Raw genomic sequence first — 17835 nt, forward strand, 5'->3', positions numbered from 1 at the left:
ATGCATCGCCATCGACGTCGCGCTCGATGCCGCCCTTTCTGCGGGGTGGCGGATGTTGCGCGGCGTTGATCGATCGGCAGGACTGGTCGGCGACCGGCCTTGGGCCGATCGAAACATGGCCCGGCTGCCTGCGAACCACGCTCGCCATGCTGCTTCGCTCGCCCATCGCTATGACGATGCTGTGGGGTGCGGACCGCGTCCTGTTCTACAATGATGCCTATGCGACGATCGCGGGCGACTGGCACCCGCGACTTCTGGGGTCGCGGATGCGGGACGGCTGGCCCAACGACATATTGTTCGACGACCATGTCGTGGCCGAATGCCTGGCCGGGGGTACCGTTCGATATCGCGATCGCGAAGTGATGCTGAACCGCAACGGGCGCGCCGAGCCTGCCTGGTTCCATCTCGATTATTCGGCACTGATCGACGACACCGGCACCCCCGCCGGGGTGATCGGCGTCCTGACCGAGACCACGGAGGGGGTCATCGCCGCCAGGCGATCCTCCTTCCTGCTCAGGCTGGCCGACGACCTGCGCACGCTGGAAACCCCGACCGCGATCATGGAGGTCGCCGCCGAACGGCTCGGGCAGCAGATGGCGGCCAGCCGTGTCTTCTATGCCGAGATCACAACGCGCGGCTGGATGACGGTCGAGCGCGATTATGCGCGCGGCGTGTCCTCCATCGTCGGTCGGCATTCGCTGGAGAGTTTCGGTCCCGACCTGCTTGCCGCCTATCGTGACGGAGCGCCGGTCGTCGTCCGCGACGTCGGCGGCGACCCGAGGCTCAGCGATGGCGCGCGGACCGGGCTGCAGGCGCGCGAGGTCGGCGCGTTCATCGACGTGGTGCTGTTCCAGGAGGACGAATGGGTCGGCCTGCTCGCCGTCCAGAACGCCACCCCGCGCATATGGAGCGCCGCCGAGGAGGATCTGGTCCAGGAGGTCGGCGAGCGGGTGAAGGCCGCCGTCGAGCGTACCCGCGCCGAGGCCGCCCTGCGCGCCCTGAGGGGCACGCTGGAGCAGCAGGTGATCGAGCGGACCGCCGATCTTCGCCGCTATCATGACATTGTCGAGGCGACGTCCTCGCCCATCTGTGCCTTCGACACCGACTATCGCCTGATCGCCTTCAATCGCGCGCACCAGAGCGAGTTCCGGCGCGTCAACGGCTTTGAGACGCGGATCGGCGATGTCTTTCCCGATCAGTTCGAGGATGCACAGCGCGCGACCATGCGGGAATTGATGCACCGCGCGCTGACCGGCGAGAGCTTCACCGTGACCGAAGCCTTTGGTCGCGCCGAGTTCGGGACGCCGTCCTGGGAAATCTCCTACACGCCGCTACGGGACGATGCCGGGCATGTGATCGGCGCTTTCCATCAGGCCAACGACGTGTCGGTGGCGATGGCGGCGCGCGCCGAACTGGAGGTGGCGCAGGAAGCCTTGCGGCAGAGCCAGAAGGTCGAGGCGATGGGCAGCCTGACCGGCGGTGTCGCGCATGACTTCAACAATCTGCTGACCCCGATCATCGGTTCGCTCGACATGCTGATGCGCAAAGGGATCGGGACCGAGCGCGAACGCCGCCTGATCGATGGCGCGCTGCAATCGGCGGAGCGTGCCAAGACGCTGGTCCAGCGCCTGCTCGCCTTCGCCCGTCGCCAGCCGCTTCAGGCCATCGCGGTCGACATGGCAGAGTTGATCCACGGCATGACGGACCTGATCGAGTCGACCATCGGGCCGACCATCGCGGTGCGGATCGACCTGGAACCCGACCTGCCCCCTGCCCTGGCCGACGCCAACCAGCTGGAAATGGCGTTGCTCAACCTGGCGGTCAACGCGCGCGACGCGATGCCGGAGGGTGGCGAGCTGAACATCTCGGTCAAGACCTGCATGGTCGGGACGATGGAGGCCAGGGACATCGCCCCCGGCCGCTATGTCTGTCTGGGCGTCGCCGACACCGGGGTCGGCATGGACGAGGAGACGTTGCAGCACGCGATCGAGCCCTTCTTCTCGACCAAGGGCGTCGGCAAGGGCACCGGCCTGGGGCTGTCGATGGTGCATGGTCTGGCCGCGCAGCTTGGCGGCGGCCTGACCATCGAAAGTGCGGCCGGTGTCGGCACGCATATCGTCCTGTGGCTGCCGCCCAGCAACCTCAAGGTCGCCGCCGCTAATCCCGACGCAGGTGAGGCGCCGGGGGTGCAGAGCGGGGGCATTGTCCTGCTGGTGGACGATGAGGAACTGGTGCGGCTCAGCACCGCCGATATGCTCGCCGATCTGGGCTATGAGGTGGTCGAGGCCAGCTCCGCCGCAGAGGCGCTCGACCTTGTCCGCGCCGGGCTGCACCCCGATTTTCTGGTGACCGACCATTTGATGCCGGGGATCAGCGGCGCGCAGCTGGTCCGTGAACTGACCGACCGGGTTCCGGGCATGAAGGCGCTGATCGTATCGGGCTATGCCGAGACGCACGGGATCGACCCGAGCATGGCGCGGCTCAACAAGCCGTTCCGTAACGAGGAACTCGCCGCCAGCCTCTCCGCGCTCGACCTGCGGATGCAGACGAACCTATGACGACCGGGCGGCGACGCCTTGCGCCCGCCGCCAGTCCCGATAGCCGATGACCGCCAGACCGATCATCACCGCGTATAGTCCGGCGGTCAGCATCAGGTCCTTGAAGACGAACATCCCCACATAGACGACATCCACCGCGATCCAGAGCAACCAGCTCTCGCGGTGCCGACGCGCCGTCCAATATTGCGCGACCAGACTGAAGCTGCTGAGCGTCGCATCCAGCCAGGGCAATGTCGCATCGGTATGGTGACTGGTGAACCATCCGATTCCCAGCGCACCCAGCGCGCCGACCGCCAGACCGGCCAATGCCCCGAACCGGGGCAGCGGTACGACCGTAACCACCGCCGCATCGCGCCGGTCGCGGCTCCAGACGATCCAGCCATAGAGGATGCCGATACCGAACACGGCCTGAAGCACCATGTCCGCATAGAGGCGCACGTCGAGGAACAGCTTGAAGTACAAGGCGCAGGCAACGAGGTTCAGCGGCCAGCACAACATGTTGCGCCGCGCCGTCAGCCAGATCGCCAGAAAGCTGATCGCCACCGCCGCGATTTCGAGCGGCGTCATCGGGTTCTTCCGCCGTTGCGCAAAGCGGCGAGAAAGTCCCGTCCGGTCGCCGACATGAACCATTCCGCATGGCCGAGAAGATACCCGTCCCAAGCAAGCGATGCCGCCGCCGGGTCGCCGACAATCCCGGCAAAATAATCGATTTCGGACAGTGCGAATTCGATGTGGACGAGCGGCAGCAGCCGGAGGATCGCCTCCCTTCCCTCATCCCCCAACGGGGTTATCGTCTCATATCCCGCGATCAGGGATAGCGCCGCCGACGGATCGGCGATGGCGTCGTCCTTACCCGTGCCCAATTCCAGCCATGCAAAGGCAGTTCGCTCGATCGCGATCGCCAGATCATAGGCCGCGCAGGTCCGGTCGGCCAAGCCGAAGTCGAACACGGTCTCGACCGTGCCTTGCGCCGTCCAGAGGAGATTGGAGGGATGCCAGTCATTGTGCGTCCATAACGGCCTCTGCCCCGCAACTAGCGGCGCCAGTCCTTCGCCGAACGCCGCGAACAGCGCCGACAACCGGCTCCGCCATCGCCGTCTCGCCAGGAACGCGGCGAGCGCCGGGCGCGCTTTGACATAGGCCTCGGTCGCAGCCATCGGGTCGGTGGCGGACAGGATATGGAAGCTGGCGACCAGGGGCTGCACGATCCGCGCCGGTGCGTCGAACCCTTGCGACGCACCGTGCAGCCGCGCGAGCGCAACACCGGCGGCATGGGCATGCTGGGCGGATCGGAACGGCGTCCACGACTGCCGATCGCGATAAAGATCGTCCCCCGCCGCCCGCCGATGGAGTTCGTACGTCCAATCCCCCAGCGCAACCGCGCTCGCTCCATCCCGGATGAGCATGACCTCGGGCACCGGCATCCCCGCGCCCGACAGATGGGCGATGAAGGCATGCTCCTCCGCCAGTCCCGCGACCGTGCGCATCCGGCGATCATGCCGCTTCAACAGGAGCGTGTCGCCCGTCGTCTCGATCAGCGTCGCCGCCGAGAAGGGGCGCGGCGAATGCCAGCGCAACGCCTCGATCGGCGCGGCTCCCGGATAGCGGGCCAATACCTCCGTCGCCTCATGGGACGTGATGGCGGGCCAGACTGGCGCTTCCAGGGCCAGCCCCATGCCATGCACGAGATGATCGGTGGTCGAGGCGGCGGCGGTCATGGTCAGAAGGCGCGGGACAGGGTCGCCGTGACCGCCGCACCGCCGCCGATATAATAAGCGGGTGCCTGGCCGGCGATGACGGTGCCACCACGCCCTACCGCATCGCGGGCGTTGGTGCTGACCGACTGCACGCCCGCCAGGACATGGGGGTCGGTGACGTTGATCGCGTTGAGCCGCAGATCGGTCCGCTTGCCGTCGATCCAGTCCGCCAGATGGACGCCGATTGCCAGGTCGAGCGTCGCATAGCCCCCGATGCTCTCGTCGTTCATGAACGTCGCATATTGGCGTCCGACATATTTGCCAGCGATGCTGCCGAACAAATGCCCGTCGTCATAGGTGCCGCCCGCGCCGAACTGGAGCGTCGGGCTCGACACCGCGCGCTTGCCCCGGGTCGGCAGAAAGTCGTCGCCGACCGGCAGATCATCGTCGATCCGCGCCCGCAGATACTCGCCCGAGATATAGACGCTGACGCCCTTGACGGGGCGATAGTCGATCTCGGCATCGACGCCGTAGGATGTCTGCCCCCCGGCGTTCAGCGTGGAATTGACCAGGGCACCGCCATTGTCGACCACCGTCGCGAGCTGGCGGTTGCGGAACTTGTAATGGAAGCCCGTCACAGAGGCCGACAGGTTCGGGCCGATATAGCGATAGCCCAGCTCCTGCGACACCGAATATTCGTTCTTCACCGCATCGGTGCCGCGCGTCGAGACCAGGCCGCCATCGTAGCTGTTGTAGAGCGTGAACTCGTTGGGCGTGCGGAAGTTGGTCGTGACATTGGCGAACAACTGCTGCCGATCGTCGATCGCGTAATGGACGGCCGCGCGGGGCAAGGCGACGAAGCTGTCTCGGCGCACGCGGCTTTGCGGCCCGGGCAGATAGTTGTGGCCGTTGCGCAGCAGGTTGACGCCCTTGAACCCGATATCGACCGTCAGCCGCGGGGCGAGCGCGATGCTGTCCGCCAGGAAAAAGCTCTTCGTCACCGTCACCGTGCGCTGGTTTTCATAGGCGAGCAGACGGCCATCGGCGGTGCGGATCGCACGGCTGGGAAAGCCCCAGGGGTCGGCCGGAGAGCCATCCGCCCCGACCGCGCCATAGGTCTGGGTGACGCGGTCGGTGCCATAGTCGAACCACAGCCCCGCCGTCAGCCGGTGCATGCCCGCCTGGATGATCAGCTTGGCGACCTCCCCCGTCCGCATCTGATCGCCCGTATAATTGCCGAGCACCGTCGCGACGCCGTCCACCGCGCCGGGCAGCGCGATCGGCTCGGCCAGCGCCTCGTTGCCGAGGAAATTGCCGGTGGTCGCAAGCTGCGTGCCATAGGGCGAATTGCCATAGCCGAACTGGAGATAGGTGGTGCTGTCCAGCGTCAGGCGATCGTTCAGGACCAGATGCACCGGCGCCGAGGCGTAGAGGTTGCGGAACGGTGCCCGGTACAGCCGCCAGTAATCGGTGGTCCCCGGCCCATAGCGCGCGGCATAGTTGAACCCACGCCCCCGCGCCTGCCAGTCCGCCAGCGTCGGGCTGGGATAGCTGGAGGAATTGGCGTCGTTGTACGACAGCGCCAGGCTGGCACGGTTGCCGCCGCCCCATTCGCCGAGCAGCTTGGCATCGACATGCTGGCGCGTGTCATAGCCCGGCCCCCGCCAATTGTCGGCGCGAGTATTGGAATAGGAGACGAACGCCTTCAGGCCGCTGCCCCCGATCGTACCCGTATCGACGCGGACAAAGACCCGGCGCAGATCATAGGACCCCAGCGACAGATCGGCGAGTACCCCGCGCGTCGCCTTGGGATCGTCGAGCGTCAGCGACAACAGGCCGCCCGCCCCTCCGACCGTGGGGGAGTCGAGATCCACCGAACCTTGCGCCACCACCACCCGCCGAACATTCCCCGGATCGGCGAATTGCGACGGATAGGCGTAGTAATAGCCGATGTCGTTCTGCGGCGCCCCCTCCATCAGCACGCCGATCTGATCCTGGCCCAGCCCCCGCAGCGTCAGGCTGGAGCTGGTCGACAGGCCATAGGGATCGCTGGAGGCGACATTCGCGCCCGGCAGCAGGTTGACGAGCTGAAACGCGTTGAGCGTCGGCGCCTGTTTGACGATGAAGTCGCTCGAAATCTCGCTGACCGCCTTGGGCTCGGTCTGATCGGGCAGCAGGCCTTCGGGATCGCGGTGGCCGATCACGCGGATATCGCTCAGGGCGTCGCCCGCCTGTTGCGCCGATGCCACCATGGGCAGGGCCAGCCAGGCCGCCGACAGCAGCAGGGCGCCACGGCGGATCATCGGCTGATCGCGGGAAGTCACAACCGGCATCGTCTTTCGCGTCCACTTCACACGGAGGGACGACCGATAAGCCGCGCCCCTCCCTACGCCGGTATGACCCGGATCAGGTTCAGCGGGTCATGGGCTGCTGCCCACCTCTCAACCGCGCATCAGCGGCCCCCCGGGGATGGCGTCGTCTAGGCGCTTCTGGCGCACATGCAAATGCCTATCGCGGCGCGACCGCCACTTTACGGCCCTGGCGCGATCATTTGCCGCACGGGCCGTCACCTCGTCTCGCGACGACGACATGCCAGCGGGCGGTGCGCCGCACGGTCGCGACCCGCCACGAAACACCGGTCATGCGAAGGAAACGCAGCTGAATATCGGCGGCATGCTGGGCGAAATCATAATAGTCGATCCGGTGATGTGCCAGCACCAGCCGTCCGCCGGGACGGAGCGCTTGGGCGACATCAATCGCGACCTGTCGCATCGCGCGCGGCGACAGATAATAGAGAATCTCCGCGATCACGACCGCGTCATAGGCCGAGCGCGGCAAGCGTGCCGGCAAGGCCAGGGTGATTGCCCGACCGCGCGGCCAGGGCGCGAGGGCGCGCGCCGTCAGACGTGTACCCTCCGCCGTTCCCTCGGTCGCATCCAGGCGGAGCGTGCGCGGCGCGATCGCCCGGCTGTTCGACCCGTTGCCGCTGCCCAGCTCTAAGACCCGGCCCAGCGGCCCCTCCCCCAGCGCATGCAGTATCGCGGCGCGCTTCACCGCCTCATCCCGGTTCGAGAAGGTGCGCCAGGGGTCGTCGTCCGTCGCGAACTTCTCGGAAAAGCCGCCGAGATCGATCGCCTTCATCGCCGCTCCTCCACGAAGCGCTCGACCGGATGGGCGAAGACCGCCAGTTCATGCCGGGCGATCGCGAAGCCATGCGGGTCGTCGGCAATCGCACCGAGTTGGGTACGATGCGCCCTGATCAGCGACCGCTTCGCCGCTGCGCCACCGGGCAGAGACACGGTCCGGCAGCGGGCCACCGTCCGGCGCTGGGGCGGCCAGACCTGATAGGTCAGACGCCGTCCGCCGAACCGGAACTGCGCAAGCGCCAGCGCGACTGCCCGGTGATCGGTATGCGCGTCGGTCGCGGCGGGCCCGACCAGCACATCCGGCTTCCGATGCTTGCGAAGCGCCTGGTGCAGCGCCTCGCGGCACCGATCGCCATGCGTCGACAGACCGCCATCGGGCAGCCGGAGGAATGTCACGGCGTCGCGCCCTACTTTCAGTCGACGAAGGGCGTGCAGGCTCTCCTTCTCTCGCGCGGCGATCAGGCGATGGGCGGGCCATGTCGGGCTGTTCGGATGCGAGGCCGCGCCGTCGCTGACCACGATGACCGACACGTTCGCACCGCGTCGCCGCAACGCCTGGATGAGACCGGCCGCGCCAATCAGCTCGTCATCGGGATGCGGCGCGACGATGACCGCCCGGCGAACGCCTACAAGGCCGAGCTTCACAAGGAAGGCGCCAGCAAACCCCGTTGCACCGCCCGCCCGACCCTAAGGCGTTGGACATCGGGTACGGGCTGGCGCAGATAGACCGCCAGATCGCTGAGCAGGGCAGAAAGCGGATGCGACAGGAATTGTCCGGCGAGGCCGACCGCCTCCCGAGCGATCACGATCGCCCGCTCGGCCGCATCGGTGACGACCAGACGCGCGGAGGCGACCCGCGCCAGCCGCGCCTCATCCTCCGCTTCCTCGAACCAAAGCGTGGCCGTCCGCCGCACGATCGCCGCCGCCGTCCCCGCCAGCCCGAACAACTCGGCCAGCCGCGCGGACTGGAAGGGGTCGTCGGAGCGCCCCGTTTGCACCAGATGGTCGCGGGTCCGGTCGCATATTCCGGCGACACCCCCGGCATGGACCGCCACGAACCGCAATGCCCCGCCGCCGAAAAACGGTTCGCGCGCGTAGAGATCGGGCGCACCGATCCGATCCTCGTCCTCGATCACCGCGTCGTGCCAGCGGACCTGATGCGTCTCGGACCGCTGCATGCCGGTCACCCGCCACCAGTCGCGATCGATCACCGGGACAATTCGTGACAGGTCGAGCAGAAGGAGTTGCGGGCCGCCGGGCGTATCCGCCGTGACCAGCGCATGGCTCAACACGCCGGCCCCCGACGCATAGCTCTTCCCGCCCCTCAGTCGATCGCCCTCCAGCCGCAGGGGTTCGCCCGCGAGAGCGGCGTTCCATACCCCCAGCATCCCCCCCTGCCCGACCAGATGCCTCAACCGTTCCACCTGGCGAGCCGATCCGTAGCGCTGCACGATCTGACCCGCATCGACATGCCCTTCGAGCAATCGGGCGAGCGGCAGATCGCGACGACCGGATTCGTACAGACCTGTCAACAACGCGACATATCCTTCGGGCATCTGCGGATCGACGGGCGGCGTATCCGCCCAACCATGCGCCGCGATCGCCTTTTGTAACGCCTCGGCCATGGCGTTCATGCCGCCATCTCGCGCCATTCGGTTTCCAGTCCCGTCAGGATATCCTCCGCCTCGCATAACGATATCATGGCCTTGTGATCGGGCGACGCGGGAACGACGCGCATCGCGAACGCCTCGTCATTGGGGCAGTCCCGTGCGACACCCAAAATGTGATCCGCCGTCAGGCCCAATCGCTCGCCCAGGGTCAGTCGCACATCGACCCGGTCGATCATGGCGAAGCCCCGCCGAGCCTCCGCCTGGGCCCGCCACTGCCAGGCAGCGGCGCGTGGATCGGCCATGCGGGGCGGCTCGCCCCGATCCAGCGCGAGCAACAGTCCCGCGAGTCCGCCCGCAATCCGCCCCTCGCGGCGGGAAGATGTCTCCACCACCATCGCACCATCCCGGCGGACACGAAGCCCCGCGCGCGCCGCATCGTCGAGCAATCGCGCATCCTCTCCCGACGGAAGGGGCAGGAAACCACCCATCATCCGATAGGCCGAGGCCCGGATCGCGATATTGGCGCCGCCGCTGAAATGATGGGTATCGCGCGCCTCCCACGCCACCGGGTCGATGCTCCGGCGGTATCGATGCAGGCGATCATAATAATGTTCGATCCTGGAGGCTTGGGGATCGTTCCCACCATGGGTTCGGACGATGCGGCCAGCGGCGACCTCGGCCTCGATCAGGGCCTTGCGCCCCGCCATGATCCAGTCGCGACGCGGCTGACTGTCGGCATCCGTCGTGAATACCAGGCCTTCGCCGTCGACCAGAAGCGCCAGCCCCATCGCCACCGCCGCGCGTCTGGCGGCCCCCGCATTGGGCGGCCCGTCGCGGCCCCCCTGCGCCACGGTCAAACGAAATGGCAAGGTCGGCGCAAGTTGATCCAGCAGAGCCGCACTGCCGTCCCGACAATCATCGAGATGGATACAGACGTCCAACGCGCCCAGGTCGCCGGACAATTGGGCGATCGCCGCCAGCAGACCGGGCAACATCGCCGCCTCGTTCCGAGCAGGGACGCAGATGGCCACGGGTGCGTCGTCGAGCAGATATGTTCTCCCTCTACCGACCGCCGGGATCGCCGCGACAGCAAGTTGTCGAAATCATAGGGCTGATCCCGATCAATAGCACATGTAGGCGCGAGCGCGGGATTCCGCCTTGATGAATATCAAGCTGTTAGCGTTCGATCCGCGCGTCTGGCGATACGAGCCGAAGATGCCCAGATCCATGGCCGCTCGCGGCGTGCGATCGTCATGCAATCGCGAGGTTGCGGCCCGTCCATTCCTCCAGCGCGACCATATCGATCTGCCGGACGATGCCTCGTGTCAGCCCCACCGGAACAGTGACGCGGAAGCCCCGCGCCAGCAGCCCCTCGACCGCCCAGCGCACGCAATAATCCGCCGCGACGCCGACCACCTCGACATGCTCCACGCCTTGGGCCTGCAACCCGTTGAAGAATGCCTCCCGGTCGGTCGTGTCCGCCGTACCGATCCGCTCCACCACCAGGCCGGGCTCCGCCCACATGTCGAACACCCCCTTTTCCAGCCGGTAGGTGGGGATGGCCGCATCCACGACATTCGGATCGACCACCAGCGCCCAGCCCGGCGTTCCCACCTCGCAATGCGGCGGAAACTGCTTAGCCTCTTCCGACAGGGCGTAGACCTCGGGGACATGGGTGTCGGCGGTGAACAGCACTCCGGCTACCTCCGCAGGCTGGAGCGACGCCAGCCAGGCGTTCATCGGGGCGACCATCTCTTCCGCGCCCGCCACCAGCAAGGCGCCGTCCGAGGCGACGAAATCCCGCTGCATGTCCACGACGACCACGAAACGCATCCGACGTCTCCTCTCATCCATTGACATAGGCGTACGTTACGCATAGGTAAAGTGCATAATGCATATAAGGTCCGGTTGATGGACGAATCTCCGTTCCTCGACCGCTATGATCCGGGGACGTTCGAGCGGCCCTCGGTCGCCGTCGATCTGATCCTGACCAGCGTTGTGGATGGCGCTCCCGCGGTATTGCTTCACCGGCGCACCGCGCATCCCCATAAGGGAGCATGGGCCCTGCCTGGCGGGTTCGTCGGCATCCGAGAAAGCCTGGACGATGCGGCGCGGCGGGTGCTGGGTGCCAAGGCGCAGATGGACCAAGCCTATCTCGAACAGCTCTATAGCTTCGGCGCGGTGGACCGCGACCCGCGCATGCGGATCATCAGCGTCGCCTATTTTGCGCTGCTTCCCGCCGAACGCTTCACCGCAGCACCGGGCCTGACGCTCGCCCGTGTCTCCGCGTCCGAGGATGGTCCCATAACGGCATCGGTCGATGGTGCGGCGGTCCCCTTGGCCTTCGACCATGACGCGATGATCGACCTTGCGATCCGGCGGCTGCGGGGCAAGCTCGACTGGTCGCCGGTCGCCTTCGCGCTGCTGCCCGAACGCTTCACGCTCCGCGCGCTTCAGGACGTGCATGAGGCGATACTGGGTCGTCCGCTCAACAAACCCGCCTTCCGCCGCCGCCTGATCGACAGCGGCCGGATCGCCGCGACCGGCGAGCGCGAGACCGGCGCATCCTTCCGCCCCGCCGAACTCTATCGCTACACCGGAAAGCCGTGATGGCCCCTATCCTGCCGGGCCACCATCCTCCAGCGCGTCCATCGACGTCACCGATCACTGTCGCCGGGATGACATGATCGCGGAATAACGCTCGGCGGCGGACGCGACAACAGGATGTAATTTCCCATTTTCCTCGCCAGAACGACATCGCCGACCACGACCATCGGCAGCGAAATACGGATGATCGCCTATTCGTCCGGCAACTTCGGCAAGGCGCTGGTGTTCGGTGGCGCCGACCTGACGATCCTCTATCTCCTGACGGACGTGCTCGGGCTGGGCGGCGCGCGGGCGGCGGGGATGCTGTTGATCGCGGCGGTGGGCGATCTGGTGTTCGACCTGCTCGCGGCGCGGCTGGTTCTCCGCTGTCGCGCGGCGGGGCGAGGCTATCGCTGGACCATCGCCATGGCGGCGCTGCCATGCGGGGCCGCGTTCGCGCTGATCTATGCCATGCCGGGACTGGGCGTGCACCGGATCTGGGTGGTGGCGGCCACGATCCTCATCTTCCGCAGCGCCTATGCAGTCGTCGATGTGCCGCACAATGCCCTGATGGCGCAGGTCAGCCGCGACAGCCGCGCGCGTGGGCGAGTTTCGGGATACCGGCTGTTCTTCAGCACCGCCAGCGCGCTGGTCATCGCGACCGTCTTGACGCCGATGGTGCAGCAGGCCGGTCGGACGCGGCATTTCACCGCCCTGGCGGGCACGGGGATCGCGGTCGGCCTCGCCTTCGCGCTGACTATGGCGCTGTGCGTGTGGGCGTCGGGCGGGCGTGACGGGCCCACCGCGACGAAGGATTTGAAGGGCGACGGGATCAGGGTGCCGCTGCGCGATTCCATGGTGCTGGGCATGGCGGCACTGGCGCTGGTCACCGGGTTCGCGATGCCGTGCTTCGGCCGGATGCTGATCTATGTCGGCAGCTATGTCGTCGCGCGGCCGGGCGCCGTCTCCCTGCTGTTGACGGCGATGACAGCGGGGCAATTTTGCGGCGTACTCGCCTGGACCGCGCTGGCGCATCGCTTCGGCAAGGCGCGGCTGCTCGCTGCGGGCCATGCGGCGAGCGCGCTCGGGCTGATCCTGTTCGGGTTTTGCATGACATGGCCAATGGGACAGGTCGCGTGCGCGGCAGTGATCGGCTTCGGTTTCGCCAGCGTCTTCATGCTGCCCTGGGGCCTGTTGGCCGATGCGGTCGACGTCGTCGAGTGGCGGCACGGGCGGCGGTTCGAGACGGGGCTGTTCGCCTTCTATCTGGTGCTGGTGAAGGCCAGTGGCGCGGCCTCGACCGCGATGATCGGCGGGGCGCTGAACCTGCTCGGCTATGTGCCCGGCGCGGTCCAGCCCGAGGCGGTGCGGCTGGGCATGGTCGCGCTCGGGCTGGGGGTGCCGCTGGTCGGTGCGGTGCTGGCGATGTTGTTGCTGCGGCGCTTCACACTGGATCATGCGCGCCATGCCAGCCTCATGCGCGCGCTGGGGCGGCGTCAGGGCACGGCGGAGCCCGTCTCCGGGTTGAAGCGGGGATTGTCGAAGTCCAGCGGCGACGGCGACACCTTGGCCGGGGGCATCGCGCTTTCCGCCCAGGCGCGGCAGAGCATATCGCGCAGCATCGCCGCACCCGCCGCCGTCCGCTCATAGATCAGCGCGCGCACGTCCTTGTCGGCGGGGTTGCGGAATCCTTCGCGCTTTTCCAGCCGATAGACCGTCTCCATCCGGTCGCCCGACTGGTCGAGGAAGCGCAACACGGCCTCGAACATGTCGCCCTCCCGATGGCCCGGTGCCCCGATCCGGGGCAGAATGTCCCCCGCCTTGAGGCCGATGGCATCGACGAAGCTGCTCTCGAACCGCCCATGGATGCTGCGGTCGCGGGTATAGCCGTTCGGATTGGGACCCCGCCAGCCATCGGAGTTGACCGAGTCGTGCAGCGGCTGAGAGCCGTCGCCGATATAATGGCCCAGCCGGATCGCCTGGAACGCGCAATGCTGTTCCGGCACCGAGGCATCGCCGCCACTGGCCCGCGCCGCCCGGATGGCACGCATGCAAACGATCAGCCGATCATAGGCCTCCATGGCGGCATAGGGCAGCGTCCCGGTCCACCGGACATTGGTGCGCGCAGCAGTCGCGGGATCGCGGTCCTTGATGACCTGGTAGCGTTTGTAGAGCGCGAGGACGAATTCGTATCGCGAGCGGGGGATCGGCTTCAGAAAGGCGAATTGCTCGCGGAACCAGCCATGGTTCGGGTCCTCCTCGATCTTGGAGAAGCCCTCCGCATCGCCGCGCCAGCTGTCCGGCAGGGCGGCGGAGGCGGCGATGTAATCGACATGGCGGCGCAGGAAGACCGGGCCATCGTCCGGGATGGCCTCGATCGCCGCACGGTCGATCACGGCATGGGCCGTCCCGCCCCAGGCCTGGGCGGCGGCGGGGCACAGGATCAGGGCGGCGGCCAGGGCTAGGCGTCTCATGCCGATTCCTTTCAGGGGTCGAGGGGGTCGCGCGGATCGACACGCTGGGACAGGCGCGACGGGCGGAAGACCAGTTCGGTCGGCGAGACACGGCGGACGACCCGGCCGGGTTGATAGCCCAGTTCCGCCATGTTGCGCTCGGCGAACTTGGCGCTTTCGATATAGCCGCTCTGCGCCGGGTTGCAGACGATCAGCGTCTCTGCATCGGCGGGCATACCCAACCGCGCGAGCATGCGGCTGGCGTTGCGCAGATTGGTGGTGGTGTGGCGGGCATAGGGCTCGCTGATGATCGCCTCGGGCGGAATGCCGTAGCGTTCGATCAGCGCCCGGCGCATTTCGTCGGCCTCGGTGAAGGGCGTCGCGCGCGGATGGGCGCGACCGCCGCTGACCAGGATGAAGGCGACATCCCCTTGCGCGAACCGCCGCGCGGCCAGGCGGAGATGATATTTGCCGAACGGGCTGAGCGGCTCACCCTCGATCTCCGGTCCGACGCCCGTCACGATCATCGCGCCATAGCGATAGCGCCGCCAGTCCAGTCCCCTGGCACGCGCCGCCGCCGCCGCATTGGCGCCGTCCAGCAGCGGCTCATGGCCGATCGCGTCGGTCCGGTCGCTGACATCAAGCAGCGCCAGCGCATAGTCGATGCTGGGATCGAGGCTTTGTGCCGATCCGGCGCGGAGCGTATCCGATAGCCAGTCGGCCGCCTGGAGCCGGGACTGCCGATCCTGCGGCGACACCGTGCCGGGCCCGTCGATCGCGGTGGTGGGTACGGCCCCCAGCGCATAGCTGCGGACGATCATGTTGACGCCCGCGATCTCGCGATCCGCCTGCGCTCCCACGCCGTCATCGGCGGCGGGCAAAGTTTTTTCCCCCGCCACGGCGCGACGAAGCGCATCGGCATCCTGCGGACTCCAGAGCATCGCTTGCGCCCGACAGGTCAGATCGCTCCCGCAACCCGCGCGGCGATCGCGACGGGCCGTCAGGACGCGCTTCATCTCGGGCGTGCCGACGATCCGCCCAAGCGCAGCCGGATCCCGTCCGGCGGCGTCGAGCATCGGAAAGAGGCGCGCGGACAGGGCCGAGAGGACGCGGTCGCCCACCTCCTGCCCCTGCGCCGGGGCGGCGAGCGCCGTCAGGGCGAGCATGGCGGCGCTGGCCATGGTCCGCATCACCAGCTCCGGCTGACGATGAGGCGGAAGTTCCGCCCGAACAGCGGGCGACCATAGATCGCCGTCGACGAACCCTGGCCCGCAAACTGGTCGGTCCGGGTATTGCCCTCCGTCAGGCCATGGGCGTTGAACAGATTGTCGCCGACCACCTGAACGCGCCACGTCCCCCAGTCGAGCGAGGCACCCGCGCCAACCGTCTGGTATCCCGGCATCGCGGTACGGTTGAACAGATCGACATAGCGGCGGCCGACCCATTCGAACCGACCGAACACCGACAGCCGCTGCTCGCCCAGGTCGAAATCGACGCTGGGGCGAAGATTGCCGAAGAACTTGGCCTCGCGGATGATCTGGTTGCCGTTCACTGCGCTCGGGTCCGCTCCCGAGGTGTTCTGGAGATTGGCATATTCCGGATTCTGCCAGGTGACCGATCCGTCGAGCGAGAACCAGCGGACCGGCGCGACACGACCGTCGACCTCGACACCCTTCACCGATGCCTCGCCGATAAAGGGCAGCGTCTGGTCATTGCGACCGGTCACCGGGTTGAACGCGGCGAAGGAGGCGTTGAACGGGTTGAACTTGGTATAGAAACCGGTCGCATAGAGATAGTTGGGGCCGAAGCTCGCCTTCAGGCCGACTTCATATTGGCGCGCCTTGGTCTTCACAATCGCCGGATTGATGCTGGTCACCACCCCGAGTTGCGGCGGCACTTCGAGGTTCGAGATGCGGCCATAAGCGCCGAAATGGCGGGTGAGGTCGTAATTGATGCCGACCGTCCAGTTGGTCGCATTGGGCTTCAGCCGCTGGTCGAGCACCTGCCCGGTGAAGGCGCGGGTGGTGTCGTCGGCCAGCGTGGTCGCGTCGCCCAGATTGACCTGCGTCGTCGGCGAGGCGAAACCCTTGTAGCTATAGCGTTCTGTGCGGATACCCGCGTCGACGCGAAGCCCGCGCGTGATGTCCCAGGTATCGTTGGCGTAGAAGGCGATCATCTGCGCATCGCCCGCGCCCTGATTGAGCGTGGTGGTGTAGCGCAGCACACCGTTCTGGGTGACCGAGCCCAGCACCTGCCCGGTCGCCGAATAGGCGACGAGGTCGAGCGTGCGCGGCTGGCTGCGCACCTCGATCAACATGTCCTGATAGGCCTGGAGCAGGGTGTTGCCGTAGAAGGAGCTATACACGCCGACGCGCACGTCATGCTCGCCCAGGCCGGTCGCGAACTGGCGGGTAACGCTGAGGTCGCCCTGCACCGAGTAGAAGTCCGATTCCGACGCGCGATACTGCCCCGACATGACCAGTCCCGACGCGGCCGAGGGATCATAGACCGACGCGCCGTTCGTCCCCGCAAACGCATAGCCGAGCCGCGCGACATTGGCACCGAAGGCGGTGCGCGCCGCGTTCAGATAGCTGGCGGCGAAGCTGTTGGCGTCGGCGGGATTGGTGGTGGAGTAGAAGGCGTCGAAGCTCGACTTGCCCTTGGTCCCGCCCAGCTTGGCGGAGACCTTCCAGCCGTCGAAGTCCGCCTCATAGTCCAGTGCGGCGTTGAAGAACCGCATATGGCGGCCGTTGGACAGGTCGCGGTTCATGCTCTGCAAGGCGCCCGCCCCGTCGCGATATTTGATGTTGACGTTGCGCAGCGACGGCGAGTTCAACGTGCCCGTGAAATAGTCGATATAGGGATTGAGCGAGACGGTCGGATTGCGCGGATCATTGGTCGGGATCGGCAGGTAGAAGACATTGTGGTCGTTCACATATTCGGCCGAAAGCTTGACGAAACCGTTGCTCAGGTCGTGCTTCAGGTTGGCGCGGATCTGGCCGCCCTTGTCGCTGGGGAAACCGCCATAGCGATAGCCGTCATGCTGCCGCAGGAAGCCGCCGATCGCGAAATAGGTGTCGTCGCTGATCGGGCCGGACTGCATCGCGTCGAGCCGGTACAGGCCGGTGTCGCCCAGCGTCAGTTGCGCCTTGCCCCGCGCCACCGGGCCGCCCGATACGGTGATGTTGTTGGCGATAGCCGCCGCGCTGCTGGCATAGATCGGCGCCGGGCCGCCGCGCACGACCTCGACCCGCTCGGTCATCAGGTCGTAGCGGTTCATGCCTTCCCCGGAATTGAAGAAGACGCCGTCGATCTCGTGGTAAAGCGGCAGGCCGTCCTGCTGGAAGATCAGATAGCCGCGATCGGTGGGAATGCCGCGCACGCGGGTGACGTTCTGCACCTCGCCGCCGGTCGCCTCGACCTGGATGCCGGGAACCGTGCCGAGCAGATCGGCGAAGCTCTTCGGCGCGATCTTCTGCACATCGGCCTGCGACAGCGAGTTGACCGCATAGGAGACGTCGAAGCGACGCTGCGCGCGGGCCGATCCGGTGACGATGATGTCGCCATGCGCGCCGTTATCGACCTGCGCCGGATCGGCAGCGGTCGTCTCGGACGCGACCTGGTCCATCGCCTCGGTCGGGGTCGGGCTGGCCGTCTGCGCATGGACCGGAGCAGCCATCACGCACAGTGCGGCCATAGCGGAGCTGGCGAAGAGATTGTGGCGTTTCATCAGAATGTTCCCCCGAAATGCGGTGCGATTGAGCGCGCCGATGGGCGGTGCGTGT

At 66.9% G+C, this 17835-nt stretch carries 13 protein-coding genes, 1 pseudogene and 1 riboswitch; of the genes and pseudogenes, 3 read left to right on the forward strand and 11 right to left on the reverse strand.

The window, feature by feature from the left end:
- Window positions 1-26 precede the first annotated feature (26 nt).
- Window positions 27-2558, forward strand: coding sequence for an ATP-binding protein (locus QE379_RS12665; protein ID WP_307000957.1), 2532 nt, complete (start codon window positions 27-29; stop codon window positions 2556-2558).
- Here QE379_RS12665 and pnuC read toward each other — a convergent pair.
- From pnuC to QE379_RS12705, 8 genes are all read right to left on the reverse strand, one after another.
- On the reverse strand, window positions 2553-3125 hold the full coding sequence (gene pnuC, locus QE379_RS12670; protein ID WP_307000958.1) for a nicotinamide riboside transporter PnuC: 573 nt from the start codon (window positions 3123-3125) through the stop codon (window positions 2553-2555). The genes QE379_RS12665 and pnuC overlap by 6 nt on opposite strands.
- A complete protein-coding gene (locus QE379_RS12675) occupies window positions 3122-4276 on the reverse strand; it encodes a phosphotransferase enzyme family protein (RefSeq protein WP_307000959.1) in 1155 nt (384 codons plus the stop codon). The genes pnuC and QE379_RS12675 overlap by 4 nt, the downstream gene beginning before the upstream one ends.
- A gap of 2 nt (window positions 4277-4278) precedes the next feature.
- Window positions 4279-6558, reverse strand: a complete 2280-nt coding sequence (locus tag QE379_RS12680; protein WP_373461781.1) for a TonB-dependent receptor — start codon at window positions 6556-6558, stop codon at window positions 4279-4281.
- A 63-nt stretch (window positions 6559-6621) separates the two neighbouring features.
- Window positions 6622-6731, reverse strand: a riboswitch (TPP riboswitch).
- 71 nt (window positions 6732-6802) lie between these two features.
- Window positions 6803-7396 (reverse strand): class I SAM-dependent methyltransferase, encoded by a 594-nt coding sequence (locus QE379_RS12685; RefSeq protein ID WP_307000960.1) that lies wholly within the window; start codon window positions 7394-7396, stop codon window positions 6803-6805.
- Window positions 7393-8046, reverse strand: coding sequence for a PIG-L deacetylase family protein (locus QE379_RS12690; protein ID WP_307000961.1), 654 nt, complete (start codon window positions 8044-8046; stop codon window positions 7393-7395). The genes QE379_RS12685 and QE379_RS12690 overlap by 4 nt, the downstream gene beginning before the upstream one ends.
- Window positions 8043-9026: an acyl-CoA dehydrogenase gene (locus QE379_RS12695; protein WP_307000962.1), complete on the reverse strand. Its 984-nt coding sequence runs from the start codon at window positions 9024-9026 to the stop codon at window positions 8043-8045. The genes QE379_RS12690 and QE379_RS12695 overlap by 4 nt, the downstream gene beginning before the upstream one ends.
- Before the next feature lie 5 nt (window positions 9027-9031).
- Window positions 9032-10042, reverse strand: coding sequence for a glycosyltransferase family 2 protein (locus QE379_RS12700; protein ID WP_307000963.1), 1011 nt, complete (start codon window positions 10040-10042; stop codon window positions 9032-9034).
- A gap of 220 nt (window positions 10043-10262) precedes the next feature.
- Window positions 10263-10844, reverse strand: a complete 582-nt coding sequence (locus QE379_RS12705; protein ID WP_307000964.1) for a cysteine hydrolase family protein — start codon at window positions 10842-10844, stop codon at window positions 10263-10265.
- A 78-nt stretch (window positions 10845-10922) separates the two neighbouring features.
- Between QE379_RS12705 and QE379_RS12710 the strand changes: the two genes are divergently transcribed.
- Both QE379_RS12710 and QE379_RS12715 read left to right on the forward strand, forming a co-directional pair.
- Window positions 10923-11621, forward strand: coding sequence for an NUDIX domain-containing protein (locus QE379_RS12710; protein WP_307000965.1), 699 nt, complete (start codon window positions 10923-10925; stop codon window positions 11619-11621).
- Window positions 11622-11801: 180 nt separating this feature from the next.
- Window positions 11802-13040: pseudogene (locus tag QE379_RS12715) on the forward strand (MFS transporter); the annotation flags it as partial.
- A gap of 53 nt (window positions 13041-13093) precedes the next feature.
- Here QE379_RS12715 and QE379_RS12720 read toward each other — a convergent pair.
- From QE379_RS12720 to QE379_RS12730, 3 genes are read right to left on the reverse strand one after another with little or no spacing between them, the layout of a single operon-like run.
- The gene (locus QE379_RS12720) at window positions 13094-14071 is read right to left on the reverse strand and encodes a nuclease (protein WP_307000966.1); all 978 of its coding nucleotides are present in this window, start codon (window positions 14069-14071) and stop codon (window positions 13094-13096) included.
- A gap of 11 nt (window positions 14072-14082) precedes the next feature.
- Window positions 14083-15231 (reverse strand): YdcF family protein, encoded by a 1149-nt coding sequence (locus QE379_RS12725; protein WP_307000967.1) that lies wholly within the window; start codon window positions 15229-15231, stop codon window positions 14083-14085.
- A gap of 8 nt (window positions 15232-15239) precedes the next feature.
- Window positions 15240-17780, reverse strand: a complete 2541-nt coding sequence (locus QE379_RS12730) for a TonB-dependent receptor (RefSeq protein ID WP_307000968.1) — start codon at window positions 17778-17780, stop codon at window positions 15240-15242.
- Window positions 17781-17835: the final 55 nt, after the last annotated feature.

The sequence above is a fragment of the Sphingomonas sp. SORGH_AS_0879 genome, assembly GCF_030819175.1.
GTDB lineage: Bacteria > Pseudomonadota > Alphaproteobacteria > Sphingomonadales > Sphingomonadaceae > Sphingomonas.

Excerpts from the sequence above, each read along its gene's own strand:
- pnuC (WP_307000958.1), bottom strand. The coding sequence starts at position 3,125 with ATGACGCCGCTCGAAATCGCGGCGGTGGCGATCAGCTTTCTGGCGATC.
- QE379_RS12665 (WP_307000957.1), top strand. The coding sequence starts at position 27 with ATGCCGCCCTTTCTGCGGGGTGGCGGATGTTGCGCGGCGTTGATCGAT.
- QE379_RS12720 (WP_307000966.1), bottom strand. The coding sequence starts at position 14,071 with ATGAGACGCCTAGCCCTGGCCGCCGCCCTGATCCTGTGCCCCGCCGCC.
- QE379_RS12675 (WP_307000959.1), bottom strand. The coding sequence starts at position 4,276 with ATGACCGCCGCCGCCTCGACCACCGATCATCTCGTGCATGGCATGGGG.
- QE379_RS12725 (WP_307000967.1), bottom strand. The coding sequence starts at position 15,231 with ATGGCCAGCGCCGCCATGCTCGCCCTGACGGCGCTCGCCGCCCCGGCG.
- QE379_RS12705 (WP_307000964.1), bottom strand. The coding sequence starts at position 10,844 with ATGCGTTTCGTGGTCGTCGTGGACATGCAGCGGGATTTCGTCGCCTCG.
- QE379_RS12730 (WP_307000968.1), bottom strand. The coding sequence starts at position 17,780 with ATGAAACGCCACAATCTCTTCGCCAGCTCCGCTATGGCCGCACTGTGC.
- QE379_RS12710 (WP_307000965.1), top strand. The coding sequence starts at position 10,923 with ATGGACGAATCTCCGTTCCTCGACCGCTATGATCCGGGGACGTTCGAG.
- QE379_RS12695 (WP_307000962.1), bottom strand. The coding sequence starts at position 9,026 with ATGGCCGAGGCGTTACAAAAGGCGATCGCGGCGCATGGTTGGGCGGAT.
- QE379_RS12680 (WP_373461781.1), bottom strand. The coding sequence starts at position 6,558 with ATGATCCGCCGTGGCGCCCTGCTGCTGTCGGCGGCCTGGCTGGCCCTG.
- QE379_RS12685 (WP_307000960.1), bottom strand. The coding sequence starts at position 7,396 with ATGAAGGCGATCGATCTCGGCGGCTTTTCCGAGAAGTTCGCGACGGAC.